The sequence below is a fragment of the Streptomyces sp. NPDC037410 genome (assembly GCF_055602235.1).
Genome location: NZ_JBVJWR010000022.1, coordinates 39,372 through 55,399 on the forward strand (window position 1 = coordinate 39,372; position 16,028 = coordinate 55,399).

Annotated in this window: 14 protein-coding genes; 6 read left to right on the plus strand and 8 right to left on the minus strand. The window is 72.3% G+C overall.

Features of this window, described 5'->3' with window-relative positions:
• Positions 1-17 precede the first annotated feature (17 nt).
• A complete protein-coding gene (locus ACZ7HT_RS29850; RefSeq protein WP_471171565.1) occupies positions 18-842 on the minus strand; it encodes a helix-turn-helix transcriptional regulator in 825 nt (274 codons plus the stop codon).
• A gap of 91 nt (positions 843-933) precedes the next feature.
• On the opposite strand from ACZ7HT_RS29850, the gene ACZ7HT_RS29855 reads away from it, so the two are divergent.
• Together ACZ7HT_RS29855 and ACZ7HT_RS29860 are read left to right on the plus strand one after the other, a co-directional pair.
• Positions 934-2,619, plus strand: coding sequence for an AMP-binding protein (locus tag ACZ7HT_RS29855; protein ID WP_471171567.1), 1,686 nt, complete (start codon positions 934-936; stop codon positions 2,617-2,619).
• A complete protein-coding gene (locus tag ACZ7HT_RS29860) occupies positions 2,616-4,202 on the plus strand; it encodes an AMP-binding protein (protein WP_471171569.1) in 1,587 nt (528 codons plus the stop codon). Before ACZ7HT_RS29855 ends, ACZ7HT_RS29860 begins: the two co-directional genes overlap by 4 nt.
• A 36-nt stretch (positions 4,203-4,238) precedes the next feature.
• Here ACZ7HT_RS29860 and ACZ7HT_RS29865 read toward each other — a convergent pair whose 3' ends face one another.
• The 3 genes from ACZ7HT_RS29865 to ACZ7HT_RS29875 form a co-directional block, all read right to left on the minus strand.
• Complete coding sequence (locus ACZ7HT_RS29865; RefSeq protein ID WP_471171571.1) at positions 4,239-4,754, minus strand: GNAT family N-acetyltransferase; 516 nt, start codon at positions 4,752-4,754, stop codon at positions 4,239-4,241.
• A gap of 19 nt (positions 4,755-4,773) precedes the next feature.
• On the minus strand, positions 4,774-5,661 hold the full coding sequence (locus ACZ7HT_RS29870; protein WP_471171702.1) for a TIGR04222 domain-containing membrane protein: 888 nt from the start codon (positions 5,659-5,661) through the stop codon (positions 4,774-4,776).
• 85 nt (positions 5,662-5,746) lie between these two features.
• Positions 5,747-6,109 carry a hypothetical protein gene (locus tag ACZ7HT_RS29875; protein WP_471171572.1) on the minus strand — a complete coding sequence of 121 codons (363 nt, stop codon included), beginning with the start codon at positions 6,107-6,109 and terminating at the stop codon, positions 5,747-5,749.
• Between the two features lie 1,246 nt (positions 6,110-7,355).
• Between ACZ7HT_RS29875 and gcl the strand changes: the two genes are divergently transcribed.
• Positions 7,356-9,143, plus strand: coding sequence for a glyoxylate carboligase (gene gcl / locus ACZ7HT_RS29880; protein WP_471171574.1), 1,788 nt, complete (start codon positions 7,356-7,358; stop codon positions 9,141-9,143).
• 76 nt (positions 9,144-9,219) lie between these two features.
• Here gcl and ACZ7HT_RS29885 read toward each other — a convergent pair whose 3' ends face one another.
• Complete coding sequence (locus tag ACZ7HT_RS29885) at positions 9,220-10,197, minus strand: ArsR/SmtB family transcription factor (RefSeq protein ID WP_471171576.1); 978 nt, start codon at positions 10,195-10,197, stop codon at positions 9,220-9,222.
• A gap of 57 nt (positions 10,198-10,254) precedes the next feature.
• Between ACZ7HT_RS29885 and ACZ7HT_RS29890 the strand changes: the two genes are divergently transcribed.
• The gene (locus tag ACZ7HT_RS29890; RefSeq protein ID WP_471171577.1) at positions 10,255-11,445 is read left to right on the plus strand and encodes an MFS transporter; all 1,191 of its coding nucleotides are present in this window, start codon (positions 10,255-10,257) and stop codon (positions 11,443-11,445) included.
• A 361-nt stretch (positions 11,446-11,806) separates the two neighbouring features.
• Here the strand turns inward: ACZ7HT_RS29890 and ACZ7HT_RS29895 are convergent, their stop codons facing one another.
• From ACZ7HT_RS29895 to ACZ7HT_RS29905, 3 genes are all read right to left on the minus strand, one after another.
• Complete coding sequence (locus tag ACZ7HT_RS29895) at positions 11,807-13,264, minus strand: catalase (protein ID WP_471171580.1); 1,458 nt, start codon at positions 13,262-13,264, stop codon at positions 11,807-11,809.
• Between the two features lie 187 nt (positions 13,265-13,451).
• The gene (locus tag ACZ7HT_RS29900) at positions 13,452-14,342 is read right to left on the minus strand and encodes a 2-hydroxy-3-oxopropionate reductase (protein WP_471171582.1); all 891 of its coding nucleotides are present in this window, start codon (positions 14,340-14,342) and stop codon (positions 13,452-13,454) included.
• A 44-nt stretch (positions 14,343-14,386) separates the two neighbouring features.
• Positions 14,387-15,238, minus strand: a complete 852-nt coding sequence (locus tag ACZ7HT_RS29905) for a TIM barrel protein (RefSeq protein ID WP_471171583.1) — start codon at positions 15,236-15,238, stop codon at positions 14,387-14,389.
• Positions 15,239-15,376: 138 nt separating this feature from the next.
• Between ACZ7HT_RS29905 and ACZ7HT_RS29910 the strand changes: the two genes are divergently transcribed.
• Positions 15,377-15,631: a YkoF family thiamine-binding protein gene (locus ACZ7HT_RS29910; RefSeq protein ID WP_116158143.1), complete on the plus strand. Its 255-nt coding sequence runs from the start codon at positions 15,377-15,379 to the stop codon at positions 15,629-15,631.
• A 44-nt stretch (positions 15,632-15,675) separates the two neighbouring features.
• Positions 15,676-16,014 carry a helix-turn-helix domain-containing protein gene (locus ACZ7HT_RS29915; RefSeq protein WP_471171704.1) on the plus strand — a complete coding sequence of 113 codons (339 nt, stop codon included), beginning with the start codon at positions 15,676-15,678 and terminating at the stop codon, positions 16,012-16,014.
• Positions 16,015-16,028: the final 14 nt, after the last annotated feature.

Sequence of the window (16,028 nt, forward strand, 5' to 3'; positions counted from 1 at the left end):
TCGTCTGACAGCCGAAACTACGGCAGTGCCCCCGCCCGCCTGGCCGCCACCACCGCCTCCAAGCGGGTGTGGGCGCCCAGCTTGCGCATCGCCGAGCGGAGGTAGCCCTTCACCGTCTCCGGGCGCAGGCCCAGGCGCTCCGCCGCCGTCGCGTTCGTCGCGCCGGAGGCGACCGCCGCGAGGACGTCCGTCTCGCGGGGGGTGAGGGCCACGCCCGGCACCCGCGACGGGGCGGAGGCGGCCGTCTCCAGGCGGCCGCACACCGCGAGGAGCCGCGCCCGCAGCTCCGGGTCCAGGACCCGCGGCGCGAGCTCCCGCAGCTCCCCGTACGCCTGGCGGACCTCCTCCCAGGACGGGCCGGGCGCCGGCGGCGCGAGCAGCTGCCGGACCTCGTCCCGTACCGCGAGGGCCTGCTCGACGTCACGCGCCGCCGCCATCGCCGCGTCGAAGACCCGCTCGCCGATCGGGAGGGACTCCCGCAGCGCCCCGTACAGCACGCCGCGCACCTTGCGCCGTACGACGACGGGGACGGCGATCACCGAGCGCAGGCCCTCCGCCGAGACCGGGGCGTCGTACTCGTGGGTGATGTGCCGCGACGACGGGTAGTCCGTGACCGCGCACGGCCGCGACAGCGCCAGGCACTTCCCGCCCAGGCCGGAACCCGCCGAGATCGCCAGGCCCCGCAGCGCGGGCGTCACCGCCCCGCTCAGCTGGGCGATCCGCATCGTGCGGCCCGTCGCCCCCTCATGGAGCAGCCCGCCGAAGACCACGGGCAGCCCGCTGGCGCGCTTCAGCCGCAGCAGCGCCGTACGCAACTCCACCGCTTCCACCATCTCGGGCACGGAAACACTCCTTCACCCCCGAACGGGGGTAGTGAGACCTGGGTCACCGATTACACGATGTCCGGGACAGGTCCCGCAATGAGGAGGACACATGACGCCCACGAGCGCGACCGGCGCCACGGAGAGGTTCCGGGCCGCCCGGGACTTCCTGCTGCAGCATCGCGAGGACTACGAGACGGCCTACGAGGGCTTCGCCTGGCCCCGGCCCGACCGTTTCAACTGGGCGCTCGAATGGTTCGACGTCATCGCACGGGACAACGACCGGACCGCGCTGCACATCGTCGAGGAGGACGGCTCCGAGACGCGGGTGGGTTTCGCCGAGATGTCCGCCCGCTCGAACCGGGTCGCGAACTGGCTCCGGGCCCGGGGCGTGCGCGCCGGCGACCGGATCATCCTGATGCTCGGCAACCAGGTCGAACTGTGGGAGACCGTGCTCGCCGCGATGAAGCTGCGCGCCGTCCTCATCCCTGCCACCCCGCTCCTCGGCCCCGCCGACCTGCGCGACCGCGTCGACCGGGGCCGCGCCCGGCACGTCATCGTGCGCGCCGAGGACACCGCCAAGTTCGACGACGTCCCCGGGGACTACACCCGGATCTCGGTCGGCGGCGACGGGGCGAACTGGCTGGGGTACGAGCTCGCCGACCAGGAGTCGGACGTCTTCGAGCCCGACGGCGTCACCCTCGCCGACGACACCCTCATGCTGTACTTCACCTCCGGCACCACCGCCCGTCCCAAGCTCGTCGAGCACACCCACGTCTCGTACCCCGTCGGGCACCTCTCGACGATGTACTGGATCGGCCTCAAGCCCGGCGACGTGCACCTCAACATCTCCTCGCCGGGCTGGGCCAAGCACGCCTGGTCCAACCTCTTCGCGCCGTGGAACGCCGAGGCGACCGTCTTCATCCACAACTACACCCGCTTCGACCCGGCCCGGCTCATGGACGAGATGGAGCGCAACGGCGTCACCAGCTTCTGCGCCCCGCCGACCGTGTGGCGGATGCTGATCCAGGCCGACCTCGGCCAGCTGAAGACCCCGCCGCGCGAGGTCGTCGCCGCCGGCGAACCCCTCAACCCCGAGGTCATCGAGTCCGTGCGGCGCGCCTGGGGCGTCACCATCCGGGACGGCTTCGGCCAGACCGAGACCGCCGTCCAGGTCTCCAACAGCCCCGGGCAACGGCTCAAGGAAGGCTCCATGGGCCGCCCGAGCCCCGGCTTCCGGGTCACCCTCGTCGACCCGGTCAGCGGTACGCCGGACGTCGAGGAGGGCGAGATCTCCCTCGACCTCGCCGCCGACCCGGTGGGCCTGATGACCGGCTACCACGGCGACCCGGAGCGTACGGCGGAGGCGATGGCCGGCGGCTACTACCGCACCGGCGACATCGGCTCCCGCGACGCCGACGGCTACATCACGTACATCGGGCGCGCCGACGACGTGTTCAAGGCGAGCGACTACAAGATCTCCCCCTTCGAGCTGGAGAGCGCGCTCCTGGAGCACGAGGCCGTCGCCGAGGCGGCCATCGTCCCCGCCCCCGACCCGCTGCGGCTCGCCGTCCCCAAGGCGTACATCGTCCTCGCGGCCGGCTGGGAGCCGACCGAGGAGACCGCGAAGGTCCTGTTCGCGCACTCGCGCGCGGTCCTCGCCCCGTACAAGCGCGTCCGCCGCATCGAGTTCGCCGACCTGCCCAAGACCGTCTCCGGCAAGATCCGGCGCGTCGAACTGCGCCGGCTGACGGCGGAGGGCGGCGGCCAGGAGTACGTGGAAGGGGACCTGCGATGACGATCTCGTACGCACACGGCGTGTCGGAGACGCCGCTCCTCGGCGACACCATCGGCGCCAACCTCGACCGTGCCGTCGCCGCCTGGCCCGACCGCGAGGCCCTCGTCGACGTCCCCACCGGGCGCCGCTGGACGTACGCCGAATTCGGCGCGGACGTCGACCGGTTGGCGTCCGCGCTGCTCGGCAGCGGGGTCCGCAAGGGCGACCGGGTCGGGATCTGGGCGGTGAACTGCGCCGAGTGGGTGCTCGTCCAGTACGCCACCGCCCGCATCGGCGCCATCATGGTGAACATCAACCCGGCCTACCGCGCACACGAGTTGGAGTACGTGCTCAAGCAGGCCGGCATCTCCCTGCTCTTCGCCACGCTCACCCACAAGACGAGCGACTACCGGGCGATGGTCGAGCAAGTGCGCGGCGCGTGCCCGGAGTTGCGCGAGGCCGTCTACTTCGGCGACCCGAGCTGGGACGAGCTGCTCGCCCGGACGCCCGGGGAGCTCCGCCCGGAGCGGCTCTCCTGCGACGAGCCCGTCAACATCCAGTACACCTCGGGGACGACGGGCTTCCCGAAGGGCGCCACACTCTCCCACCACAACATCCTCAACAACGGCTACTTCGTCGGCGAGATGATCGCCTACAGCGAGCAGGACAGAATCTGCATTCCTGTCCCGTTCTATCACTGTTTCGGCATGGTCATGGGCAACCTCGCGGCCACCTCGCACGGCGCCTGCATGGTCATCCCGGCCGCCTCCTTCGACCCGGCGGCCACCCTCCGGGCGGTCCAGGAGGAGCGCTGCACCTCCCTCTACGGGGTGCCGACGATGTTCATCGCCGAGCTCAACCTGCCCGACTTCGCCTCGTACGACCTCTCCACGCTCCGCACCGGGATCATGGCGGGCTCGCCGTGCCCGGTCGAGGTGATGAAGCGGGTCGTCGCCGAGATGAACATGGCGGAGGTGTCGATCTGTTACGGCATGACCGAGACCTCTCCCGTCTCCACCCAGACCCGCCGCGACGACGACCTGGAGCGCCGCACCGGCACCGTCGGCCGGGTCATGCCGCACGTCGAGGTCAAGGTCGTCGACCCGGCGACCGGGCTGACCGCCGGGCGCGGCACGGCGGGCGAGCTGTGCACCCGCGGCTACAGCGTGATGCTCGGCTACTGGGACGAGCCGGAGAAGACCGCGGAGGCGATCGACGCGGGCCGCTGGATGCACACCGGGGACCTCGCGGTCATGCGGGACGACGGCTACGTGCAGATCGTCGGCCGCATCAAGGACATGATCATCCGGGGCGGGGAGAACGTGTACCCGCGAGAGATCGAGGAGTTCCTCTACGGACACCCCAAGATCGCGGACGTCCAGGTCGTCGGCGTCCCCGACGAGCGGTACGGCGAGGAGATCCTGGCCTGCGTGATCCCGCGCGACCCCGCCGCCCCGCCCACCCTGGACGAGATCACCGCCTTCTGCCGCGACCGGCTGGCCCACTACAAGATCCCGCGCAGGGTGGAGATCCTCACCGAGTTCCCGATGACGGTGAGCGGGAAGGTACGGAAGGTGGAGCTGAGGCAGAGGTACGGCTCCTAGCGGTTCTCCTCGCTTCCGGTCGCTTCCCGGCGGCTCCTAGACCACCTCCCGGCGCATGCAGACGCGCGGCCAGAGCGACAGGCCGTGGGCCGCCTCGGCGCGGCTGATCGCGCGCAGGCCCTCCGTGAGCGCCGGGTCGGAGTCGTCGAGCGGGCGGAAGCCGAGGCGGGTGTAGTACGGGGCGTTCCACGGGACCTCGGTGAAGGTCGTCAGGGTCAGGGCCGCCATGCCCTGCTCCCTGGCGGCCGCCGCCAGGTGCTCGATCAGCGCCCGGCCGACGCCCCGGCGGGCGGCGTCCGGATGCACCGACACCTGCTCGATGTGGGCGGCGCCGTCGACCGTGTCGGTCAGCAGGTACGCGACCGGGCGGTCGGCGGCGTCCACCGCGACCCACGCCCGGCCCGCACGCCGGTACGTCTCCAGGACGTCCAGGGGCAGCGGGTCGTCGTCGGCGATCGCCGCCATGCCGAGGGAACGGAAGGGCTCGCCCGCCGCGCGTTCGATGTCCTGGAGCAGCGGGAGTTCGGCCGGAGCGGCCGCTCTGATGCGCATAGGACAGTATGGCGCGGGCTCAGCAGGGGGCGCCGCCCGCACCCGGACCGCCGTCGGGCGGTGGTCGGTCGTACGCACCGGGAGCACCGCTTGCCGGGGGAAGGCCGTACGTACCCGGAGCACCTTCGGCGGGGGGCCGACCGCCGGTGCCGCCGCCGTCGTCCTCCCGGGGACGGTCGAGCAGCCCGCCGTCGCGCGAGAACCGCGGCAGGAACAGGGCCAGGGCCGGATCGCCGTACAGCGCCACGTACAACTGGACGAGCCACCCGTCCGTCACCTCGCGCCGGTGCGCCGGCAGCGGATACCGCTCCCGCAGACCGGTGAGCAGCCGCCGCGCCGCCGCCGTCGTGTCCGGCAGCCGCAGCAGCGCCACCGCCACGAGGACCGGCGGGACCCCGGCCGCGAGCGCCCGGGCGAGGCCCGCCCCGGAGGCCCCGGTCACGAACGGGCCCGCCAGCGCGGTCAGCGGCACGCACCCCAACAGCACCCTGGCCGTCCAGAGCCGCGCGAGCGGCCGCAGCAGTCCCGCCCCGCGCAGCTCGCCGCGCAACGCGTCCACGGCCCGCCGGGCCTCGGGGCGCTGCGCGAGCCTCCGCAGTGCGAGGGCCCGGTGCAGGGCCCCGTGCACTCCGAGCTGCACGGGGTCACGGGTGCGGCCCGGTCCGCCGTTGGCCCGAATCGTACGTTTACGGCCCGCGGCGACGGCCCCGCGCTGGTGCAGGGCCACGAGCGCCACGGTGACGGCCGCCCGGCGCCCGCCGCGCAGCAGCGCGAGCGCCTGGGGCGGCGGCAACGCGGCCGTCCCGCCCTCCGCGCTGCGGGTTCCGCCGCTCCTCAACAGCAGGGCGGCGAGCAGCAGTTCGCCGCAGGCCGCCCCGATGAACCACCACGTCCCCGTCGGCATCATGCCCACCCCCCGAGGGTGTTGTGCCCGGCCGAGCGTGATCGTCACGCGTGAATGGCCGATTTCGGATGCCGAGGAGTTGTGAGGCTCAGGCGCCGCCCGCCGTGAGTTCGGCCGCGGCGTGGTTGACCGGCTGCGGGGTGCCGGTCAGGTCGAGGACGAACAGCGGGAGACCGACCTCGGCGGCGCGGGAGCGGGCCTCCGGGGTGTAGCCCGCGAGCGAGAAGAACACGCTCACGGTGGCCCTGCTCAGCCCGTTGAGCCAGAGACACTCGACGGCCCGCAGCCCGGTCGGCCGGGTGCTCGGGTCGACCTGGGCGACGAGCCCGGGAGCCCGCAGATCCACACCGGACGAGGGCCGCTCCTCGGCCTTGACGACGTCCCGGAACCCGAGCCACCGCAGATACCCGGCGGCCGCCGCGACGGCGTCCCGGGAGGTCCGGATCGTCACGGGCCGAAAAGCCCCGCGAAGGGGAGCGGGCCGCGGCGCGGCGGTCGACAGGGACACCCGCACGGGGTACCGCTCGGAAAACGGCCGGAGCAGCCCGGGGCCGCCCCCGTCCGCGCCGCCCCCGTCCGCGCCGCGCCCGGCGCCGCCGCGGGCCTTCGGCCCCGGTCCGAACCAGGGGGAGCCCGCCTCGCCCGACCCGGCGGGCCCGGTTCGGGGGCCCTCGCTCCCGCCCCGCCCACCGGCGGCACTGCCGGCCGCCTCGTCGGCCCCGGTGGGGGAGCCGGATACACCTCCGGCCGCCTCGTCGGCCCCCGTGGGGGAGCCGGGTACAGCTCCGGCCGCCTCGTCGGCCCGGCCACGGTCCGCCCCGGCGGCGCCGCCGCCCGTCCCGACCCCGCCGGACCCGGCCCCGCCCGCCCCCGGGCCGTGCCCCGTATCACCCCGGCCAGTGGCCCCGCCGCTCGTACCGGCCTCGCCCGGATGAAGCCCGTCCGCACGGGGACCGGCCGTGCCTGCCCTGCCGGTGCAGGGTCCGCCGGTGCCGGGTGCACTCGTACCGAATCCGCTCGACCTGCGACCGCCCGCACCGGATCCACTCGCCCCGCGACCGTCCCCAGCAGACCCACTCGCCCCCAGGCCCCGCCCCGCACCACCCCTCGCGGCGTCCGCGGCGCCCCCGGCCCCGTCCGATCCGGCCACCCCGTCCGCCGGGGCGTTTGAAGGGGTGCCGGTTCGTCCCGGGGGTGGGGTCCGGGGGTGGACAGGTACGCGGAGGACCGTTCCGCACGGGCAGCCCAGCTCCGGGTGGGGCCAGTCGTTGTCGCGGCCGCAGGCGCCGCAGCGGACGGTGACCCATTCGTCCGCCCAGTTCCGCTGCGTGATCGCCTCCGCGGCCGCCCCCGCCGTGACCGGCGCCGCGACGGGGCTCCCGCACGCGCAGGGGAAGACGGGCGCCGCGTACGCCTGCGTGCGCAGGCATTCCGGACAGCGCACCGGTACCGACTCGCCCACAGCCCAACCCCCTGTCGTTCCCGCCCCATCGTCCACCCATCCGACGGCCCGGGGGAGGATGTTCGGCCACTTCCGTGATCCCGGCGGGCGGACCTCTCTTGACGGCTCTCCGAACCCCCACCTACATTGCTTCCGTATAGCAGAACAGCATTTCCGCATTACGGAAACAGACGGGGTCGGCCTCCCGAGACGAGCCGCCCGCCTGGATCCGCCCGGCCGAAGCAGGAGCACTCCCATGCCTCGTATGACCGCCGCCGCAGCGGCCGTTGAGATCCTCAAGCGCGAAGGCGTCACCCAGGCGTTCGGCGTCCCCGGCGCGGCGATCAACCCCTTCTATCGCGAGCTCAAGAACGTCGGCGGCGTCAGCCACACGCTCGCCCGCCACGTCGAGGGCGCCTCCCACATGGCCGAGGGCTACACCCGTGCCAAGGCCGGCAACATCGGCGTCTGCATCGGTACGTCCGGCCCCGCCGGCACCGACATGATCACCGGCCTGTACTCGGCCATCGCGGACTCCATCCCGATCCTCTGCATCACCGGCCAGGCCCCGGTCTCGAAGCTCCACAAGGAGGACTTCCAGGCCGTCGACATCGCGACGATCGCCAAGCCGGTCACCAAGGCCGCGACGACCGTCCTGGAGGCCGCACAGGTCCCCGGCGTCTTCCAGCAGGCCTTCCACCTGATGCGCTCCGGCCGCCCCGGCCCGGTCCTCATCGACCTCCCGATCGACGTCCAGCTGACCGAGATCGAGTTCGACCCGGAGACCTACGAGCCGCTGCCGGTCTACAAGCCGCAGGCCACCCGCGCGCAGGCCGCGAAGGCGCTGAGCTTCCTCCTGGAGTCCGAGCGCCCGCTGATCGTCGCCGGCGGCGGCATCATCAACGCCGACGCCACCGACCTGCTCGTCGAGTTCGCCGAGCTGACCGGCGTCCCGGTCATCTCCACCCTCATGGGCTGGGGCACCATCCCGGACGACCACGAGCTCGCCGCCGGCATGGTCGGCGTCCAGACCGCGCACCGCTACGGCAACGCGACCTTCCTGGAGTCGGACTTCGTCCTCGGCATCGGCAACCGCTGGGCCAACCGCCACACGGGCTACAACCTGGAGGCGTACACCAAGGGCCGGAAGTTCGTCCACGTCGACGTCGAGCCGACCCAGCTCGGCAAGATCTTCGCCCCCGACTACGGCATCGCCTCCGACGCCAAGGCCGCCCTGGAGCTCTTCATCGAGATCGCCAAGGAGCTGAAGGCCGCCGGCACCCTGCCGGACTTCTCCGCCTGGGCCGCCTCCGCGCAGGAGCGCAAGGCCACCCTCCAGCGCCGCACGCACTTCGACAACATCCCGATCAAGCCGCAGCGCGTCTACGAGGAGATGAACAAGGCCTTCGGCCCGGAGACCCGCTACGTCACCACCATCGGTCTCTCCCAGATCGCGGCCGCGCAGTTCCTGCACGTCTACAAGCCGCGCCACTGGATCAACTGCGGCCAGGCGGGCCCGCTCGGCTGGACCATCCCGGCCGCGATCGGTGCCGCCACCGCCGACCCGGAGACCCCGGTCGTCGCGCTCTCCGGCGACTACGACTTCCAGTTCATGATCGAGGAGCTGGCGGTCGCCGCCCAGCACAAGGTCCCCTACGTCCACGTCCTCGTGAACAACGCCTACCTCGGTCTGATCCGTCAGGCGCAGGGCGGCCTCGGCATCAACTTCGAGGTCAACCTCGAGTTCGAGAACATCAACACCCCGGAGATCGGCGTCTACGGCGTCGACCACGTCAAGGTCGCCGAGGGCCTGGGCGTCAAGGCGATCCGCGTCGAGGACCCGAACAAGCTGGGCGAGGCGCTGGAGGAGGCCAAGAAGCTGGCCGTCGAGCACCAGGTCCCGGTCGTCGTCGAGGCCATCCTGGAGCGCATCACCAACATCGCGATGAGCAAGACGGTCGACATGAGCGACGTCACCGAGTTCGAGGACCTGGCCACCGAGCCCGGCCACGCGCCGACCGCGATCAAGGCCCTCCAGGTCTGATCGTCCCCCTCGTCAGAGGAACCGACCCCCGCCCCGAGGAGCACCGGGACGGGGGTCTCCCTGTGCCGCGGAGGCCTCAGCCCTCTTCCTGCGCCCGCACGAGCACCCCGCCCGCCTCCGTCCACTCGTAGAGCACCGAGCGGCCCGACCGGCCCCGCCGGACGAGCCCGGCGTCGAGCAGCACCTTCAGATGGCGGCCGACCGACCCGAGCCCCTGCCCCGTGAGCGCCACCAACTGGCTGGTGGAGAGGGGGGTTTCGAGCCGCACGAGCACCCCGGCGCGGGCGGTCCCGAGCAGGGTCCCCAAGGCCTCCGGGACCGTCGGGCCGGCCGCGTCCGCGAGGGCTCCCGCGCAGGCGTAGACGACCGCGTACCGATCCGTCCCCTCCCACGACACCCACCCCGTGGCCGGCGTCACCGGCACGAAGAGCAGCCGCCCCCGGTCGACCGAACGCGGGGGATAGTCACGGGTGTTGACCTGGAGCCGCCCGTCACCGAGCCAGCGCAGCTTCCCCGGGCACAGCTCGTCGAGCGCCGCCGCCCAGCCTCCCCGGCTCAACAGGGCCGTACGGGCCGTCACATCGGCCTCCAGGACCCTTCGCCGCCGCGCCCACTCCGGCAGCACGGTCTCCCGCCACACCCAGCCGAGCACGGCCGCGAGCCGCTCCGGCAGGTCCCGTGCCGAGCGCAGCGGCTCCGGCACCGGGCCGCCCATCGCCACCGCCAACTGGTCGACGGCGTCGGCGGGTTCAGTCGCGCGGACCGCCTCGACCTCCTCCTCGAAGCTCTGCTCGCGGTCGCCCGGCGGGGTCGGGGTGAGGAAGTCCGCGTTCCAGGTGGGGCCGATCGCCGCCCGCACGAGCAGCGCGTCGAGCGGCTCGGCGGCGAGCCGCTCCCGGAACGCGGGCAGGTGCCGCACGAGCCAGGCCCGCTCGCCCGGGTGCGCCGACGCGGCCGAGTGGAGGGTCTTGAGCGAGGCGACGGTCTCGGCGAGCGGCGACAGGACGAACGAGCTCGTCGCCAGGGTGTCCGTGCCGATCCGCCACCAGCCCATGTTTCGCCTCCCCGCGAAACACTACCGGTGCGCGCCGCGCTCTCCGAGACTCCCCGCATGCCCCGCTACCGCGCCCTCTTCCGCACGGCCGAGTTCACCCCGCTCTTCCTCACCGGCGCCGCGCACACCGCCGCCCAGACCGTCGCCGGGCTCGGTCTCGCGACGCTCGTCTTCCGCGCGACCGGGTCCCCGTTCCTCTCGGCCCTGGCCCTCTTCGGCCCCTCGCTCGCCCAACTCCTCGGCGCGGCCACGCTGCTCTCCGCGGCCGACCGGCTGCCGCCGCGCGCCGCGCTCTCCGGCATCGCCCTGTTCTTCGCGCTCGGCACCGCCGTCCTGGCGATCCCCGCCCTGCCGGCCTGGGCGGTCTTCGTGATCCTGCTCGCCGAGGGGCTCGCGGCCTCGCTGGGCGGCGGGGTGCGGTACGGGTTCCTCGACGAGATCCTCCCGCGCGAGGAGTACCTCCTCGGCCGCTCCGTGATGAACATGGCCACCGGCGCCTTCCAGATCGGCGGCTTCGCCACCGGCGGACTCCTCGTCGCCCTGCTCTCGCCCCGCGGCACGGTCCTCGCGGGCGCGGGTCTCTACCTCGCCGCCGCCCTGGCGGCCCGCCTCGGCCTCGGGGCGCGACCGCCGCGCGCGGCCGGGCGGCCCTCGGCCGCCGAGACCTGGCGCACCAACGGCCGCCTCCTGGCCGACCCCGCCCGCCGCCGCACCTACCTCGCGCTCTGGGTGCCGAACGGCCTGATCGTCGGCTGCGAGTCCCTCTTCGTGCCGTACGCCCTCGACCACGCCGGGCTCCTCTTCGCCTGCGGCGCGCTGGGAATGCTGGCCGGCGACACCGCCGTGGGCCGCTTCGTACCCGCGCGCCTGCACGAGCGGATCCGCTTCCCGCTCCAGGCCCTCCTGGCGGCCCCGTTCCTCCTGTTCGCCCTGAACCCCGGCCTCCCGCTCGCACTGGTCCTCGTGACGCTCGCGGCGGTCGGCTACGGGGCGAGCCTGCTGCACCAGGAGCGCCTCATGACCCTGGTCCCGGAGAACCTGAGCGGCCACGCCCTCGGCCTCCACACCTCAGGAATGCTCGCCCTCCAGGGCGCCGGCGCAGCCCTGGCCGGCACCCTCGCCCAGTACACCTCCCCCCGCACGGGCATGACCCTGCTCGCCCTCGCCTCACTGACGGTGACGCTCCTGCTCGCCCGTGCGGAGGGGAGGGGCGCCGCATCGCGGGAGCGCTCCGCTGTGGAGGCGTAGCAGCCGGCGCGGAAACGAAGAAGAGCGCGGAACCAGGGACCGTAAACCTGGTTCCGCGCTCTCCCGTGGTGACCGCCCGACGGCACGAGGCTGGCGCGACAGGACGTTCGCGCCGCCGGGCGGTGGCTCTGGAGATCCCCCGGAAGGGGGGGCGTTGGGACCGCGGCGGTGCCGACGGGCGCCGGGCTGGTCCCCTTCCTTCAGGTCAAGAAGGGGGCCCGGCGTCCTTACCACCGCACTGGCTCGGAGCCGCCGCGGTCCTCACGCTTGTCCGGTTCGCCGACCACCCCTCATCCGGGCCGGCGATCCGGACCGCGTACGGCACTGACCTCCCGTCAGGTGCCGTACGCAGTCTGAGAGCTCAGTCCTCGCGCAGGGCGCGGACGGCCTCCTCGACGCGCTTGCCGTAGTCCGCGTCGGCGGCGGCGAAGTGCGCGAGGTTCTTCTCGATGACGTCCTCGCGGGAGACCTGGGACAGGCCGCCGGCGATGTTGGCGACGAGGCGCTTCTTCTCGTCCTCGGACATCAGGCGGTAGAGCTCGCCGGCCTGGAAGAAGTCGTCGTCCTTGGTGTGCGCGGGCGCCTCGTGGGTGCCGGTCCAGCCGTGGATCGCGAGCGGCGCGGAGAGCGCGGCGTCGGTCTGGGCCGGGCCCTGGTACGAGTTGGGCTCGTAGTTCTTGTCGTGGCGCGAGCCGTTGCGCAGCGCCATGGCGCCGTCGCGGCCGTAGTTCTGCGCGGTCGTGGCCTTGGGGGCGTTGACCGGCAGCAGGGTGTGGTTCACACCGAGGCGGTAGCGGTGGGCGTCCGCGTAGGCGAAGAGGCGGCCCTGGAGCATCTTGTCCGGCGAGGGGCCGATGCCCGGGACGAAGTTGTTCGGGGAGAACGCGGCCTGCTCGACCTCGGCGAAGACGTTCTCCGGGTTGCGGTCGAGGACCAGGCGGCCCACGCGCTGCAGCGGGTAGTCGCTGTGCGGCCACACCTTGGTGAGGTCGAACGGGTTGAAGCGGTAGTCCGCGGCCTCGGCGGCCGGCATGACCTGGACGTACAGGGTCCACGAGGGGTTCACACCGCGCTCGATGGCCTGGAGCAGGTCCGTCTGGTGCGAGTTGGCGTCCTTGCCGACGAGCTCGGAGGCCTGGTCGGCGGAGAGGGAGCGGACGCCCTGGTTCGTCTTGAAGTGGTACTTGACGAAGAAGGCCTCGCCCGCCTCGTTGGTCCACTGGTAGGTGTGGGAGCCGTAGCCGTTCATGTGACGGTACGAGGCCGGGATGCCGCGGTCGCCCATGAGCCAGGTGATCTGGTGGGTGGCCTCGGGGGCGTGTGCCCAGAAGTCCCAGACGTTGTCCGGCTCCTGCTTGCCCGTGAAGGGGTCGCGCTTCTGCGAGTGGATGAAGTCGGGGAACTTGATCGGGTCCTTGATGAAGAACACCGGGGTGTTGTTGCCGACGAGGTCGTAGTTGCCCTCTTCGGTGTAGAACTTCAGGGCGAATCCGCGGGGGTCGCGGACCGCGTCCGCGCCGCCGAGCGAGTCGGCCACGGTGGAGAAGCGGATGAAGGTCTCGGTCTTCTTGCCGACCTCACCGAGGAAGTTCGCCTTGGTGTACGCGGTGACGTCGTCGGTCACCTCGAAGTAGCCGTACGCGCCGGAACCGCGGGCGTGCACCACGCGCTCCGGGATCCGCTCACGGTTGAAGCGCGCGAGCTTCTCCAGCAGGTGCTGGTCCTGGAGGAGGAGAGGGCCACCGACGCCGGCGGTGGCGGAGTTCTGGTTGTCGGCGACGGGGGCGCCGGACTCGGTCGTAAGCACGCGCTTCGACATGGTGACCTTCCGTACGGGAGCTCTGCTGACGGTCCGAGGAGCGTAAATTCGGCCTGAACAGAACGTCAACAGTTTGTTGAAAATGAAGTGTGGTGTTCCGGTCGGCGGCGACGCCTGGGCGCGACAGGACAGGTTGTCAGCGCCGCCGCCGACCGGAAATCAGGGGCCCCGATGGAGGGGCGGGGGATCAGACCTGCTGGCCGGAGAGGCGCTCGACGGCGCGCAGCAGGGCCGAGTGGTCCAGGCCGCCGTCACCCTGCGCGCGCAGCGAGGCGACGAGCTGGGCGACGACCGCGCCGACCGGGAGGGCGGCACCGACGTTGCGGGCGGCGTCGGTGACGATGCCCATGTCCTTGTGGTGCAGGTCGATCCGGAAACCGGGCTTGAAGTCGCGGTTCAGGAAGTTGTCCTTCTTGCGGGTCAGCACGGTCGAGCCGGCCAGACCGCCGTTGAGGACGTCCAGGGCGGCCTGGAGGTTCACACCCGACTTCTCCAGGAAGACCACGGCCTCGGCGCAGGCCTGGATGTTGACCGCGACGATCAGCTGGTTGGCGGCCTTCACCGTCTGGCCGGAGCCGTGCGGGCCACAGAGGACGATCGTCTTGCCGAGGGTCTCCAGGATCGGGAGGGCCTCGTCGAAGTCGGCCTGCTCGCCGCCGACCATGATCGAGAGCACGGCCTCGATGGCGCCGGCCTCGCCGCCGGAGACGGGGGCGTCGATGACGCGGATGCCCTTCTCCTTGGCGTTCTTGGCCAGGTCGACCGAGGTCTGCGGGGTGATCGAGGACATGTCCACGATCAGCGCGCCCTGCTTCGCGTTCTCCAGGATGCCCTCGGGGCCGTAGGAGATGGCCTCGACCTGCGGGGACGCGGGCACCATCGTGATGATGACGTCGGCGTCCTTGACGGCCTCGGCGATCGAGCCGGCCGCGGCGCCGCCGGCCTTGGCCAGGCGGTCCAGCTTGTCCTGCTCCAGGGTGAAGCCGGTGACCGAGTAGCCGGCCTTGAGGAGGTTCTCGGACATGGGGGAGCCCATGATGCCGAGGCCGATCCAAGCGATCTTGGGGAGGTTGCTCATGAGGGTGCCTCTCAAAACAAGGTGGTACGGGGAGGGGGCCTGCGTCAGCGGGCGGGGCGGGCCTCGGAGGGCAGCCACTCGAAGGACGCGGCGGCGTCGGCGGCCTTGTACTCCAGGCCGACCCAGCCGTCGTAACCGGCCTTCTTCAGCTCGCCGAGGAGCTGCTCGAGCGGCAGCTCGCCGGTGCCCGGCGCGCCGCGGCCCGGGTTGTCCGCGATCTGGACGTGGCCGGTCTTGGCCGCGTACTCCGCGATGACCTGGCTGACGTCCTCGCCGTTCATCGACAGGTGGTAGATGTCGAGGAGGAACTTCGCGTTCCCGAGGCCGGTCGCCGCGTTGACCTTGTCGATGACCTCGATCGCGGAAGGGGCGCTCACCAGCGGGTAGAGCGGCGACTCCGGCTTGTTCAGGGTCTCGACGAGGAGGATCGCGCCGATGCGGTCCGCCGCGCGGGCGGCCAGGACCAGGTTCTCCAGGGCGAGGGCGTCCTGGACCTGCGGGTCCACGCCTTCGACGCGGTTGCCGTAGAGCGCGTTGAGCGCCTTGCAGCCGACCGAGGCGGCGAAGTCGGCGGCCACCTCGATGTTGGCGCGGAAGCGGTCCGACTCTTCCCCGGGTACGGAGAGGGCTCCGCGGTCCGGGCCGGGGAGCTGCCCGGCGTAGAAGTTCAGGCCCACCAGCTGGGTGCCGGCGTCCTCAAGAGCCTTCTTGAGGGCGTCGAGCTCGCTCTGCTCGGGGGTGGCGGTGTCGATCCAGGGCCACCACAGCTCGACCGCGGTGAAGCCCGCCGCGGCGGCGGCCGCGGGGCGCTCCAGGAGCGGGAGTTCCGTGAAGAGGATCGACAGGTTCACATCGAAGCGCTGGTCCGTGCCTGCGCCTTCTGAGAAGCGGGCCATGAGGGGCGGCGCTCCTTCCGTATTGCGGAAGTAAGTTTCTGTCTGACGGAATGTTGCAAGGCGGGCCTCGCACTTGTCAAGAGGTCCCCGCAGGTCCGGGGCTCCCGCGGGGCCGGGTGGGGCCGTAGCGTGGGGGCCATGGAGCGTTTGAGAGTGGAGTTCACGACCGAGCCGTTCGACCTCGACGAGGCGCCGGCGCACGCGGTCGTGGCCCGTGAGGTCATCCAGTCGGCCCAGCTGGACGCGGTCGACGTCGGCCCCTTCGGCAACACGGCGGAAGGCGGCGCCGACGCGGTGCTCACCGCCGTCGACGCGCTGCTGCGCAGGTCGCTCGCGGCCGGCGCCACCCGCGTCTCGCTCCAGGTCAACGTGATCGGGGAGGGCGAGAAGTGAGCGAGCACCCCTTGGTGGCGGCGGTGAAGCCGCTGGTGGACGCCATGGGCGCCGAGCTGCTCGGCCCCGCACAGGCGGAGGCCGACGACGTCGTCCTGTCCTGGGAGGGCGAGGACGTGCTCGCCGTGCGCCTGCCCCAGCTCTCGGACTCCCTGGACCACATCCTCGCCGCGATGGAAAGACGGCACGGGATGCCACTGGCCGAACTGGACCGCAAGGCGAAGCAGGAAGTCGTCCGGATCCTGGAGGCACGCGGTGCCTTCTCGGTGCGCCATGGGGTGGAGACGGTGGCCGGGGCGCTCGGCGTCAGCCGTTTCACGGTGTACAACTACCTGAACCGCGAGACCGCCCTGAACAGGGAAAAGGCCACGAAGGGCGAGTAGTTGATCATGCGTGG

Bases quoted from the DNA above. Each gene is read 5' to 3' on its own strand.
- ACZ7HT_RS29885 (WP_471171576.1), bottom strand. From the start codon at position 10,197: ATGGGCTGGTGGCGGATCGGCACGGACACCCTGGCGACGAGCTCGTTC.
- ACZ7HT_RS29860 (WP_471171569.1), top strand. From the start codon at position 2,616: ATGACGATCTCGTACGCACACGGCGTGTCGGAGACGCCGCTCCTCGGC.
- ACZ7HT_RS29910 (WP_116158143.1), top strand. From the start codon at position 15,377: ATGGAGCGTTTGAGAGTGGAGTTCACGACCGAGCCGTTCGACCTCGAC.
- ACZ7HT_RS29890 (WP_471171577.1), top strand. From the start codon at position 10,255: ATGCCCCGCTACCGCGCCCTCTTCCGCACGGCCGAGTTCACCCCGCTC.
- ACZ7HT_RS29870 (WP_471171702.1), bottom strand. From the start codon at position 5,661: ATGATGCCGACGGGGACGTGGTGGTTCATCGGGGCGGCCTGCGGCGAA.
- ACZ7HT_RS29855 (WP_471171567.1), top strand. From the start codon at position 934: ATGACGCCCACGAGCGCGACCGGCGCCACGGAGAGGTTCCGGGCCGCC.
- ACZ7HT_RS29895 (WP_471171580.1), bottom strand. From the start codon at position 13,264: ATGTCGAAGCGCGTGCTTACGACCGAGTCCGGCGCCCCCGTCGCCGAC.
- gcl (WP_471171574.1), top strand. From the start codon at position 7,356: ATGCCTCGTATGACCGCCGCCGCAGCGGCCGTTGAGATCCTCAAGCGC.
- ACZ7HT_RS29905 (WP_471171583.1), bottom strand. From the start codon at position 15,238: ATGGCCCGCTTCTCAGAAGGCGCAGGCACGGACCAGCGCTTCGATGTG.
- ACZ7HT_RS29900 (WP_471171582.1), bottom strand. From the start codon at position 14,342: ATGAGCAACCTCCCCAAGATCGCTTGGATCGGCCTCGGCATCATGGGC.
- ACZ7HT_RS29915 (WP_471171704.1), top strand. From the start codon at position 15,676: ATGGGCGCCGAGCTGCTCGGCCCCGCACAGGCGGAGGCCGACGACGTC.
- ACZ7HT_RS29865 (WP_471171571.1), bottom strand. From the start codon at position 4,754: ATGCGCATCAGAGCGGCCGCTCCGGCCGAACTCCCGCTGCTCCAGGAC.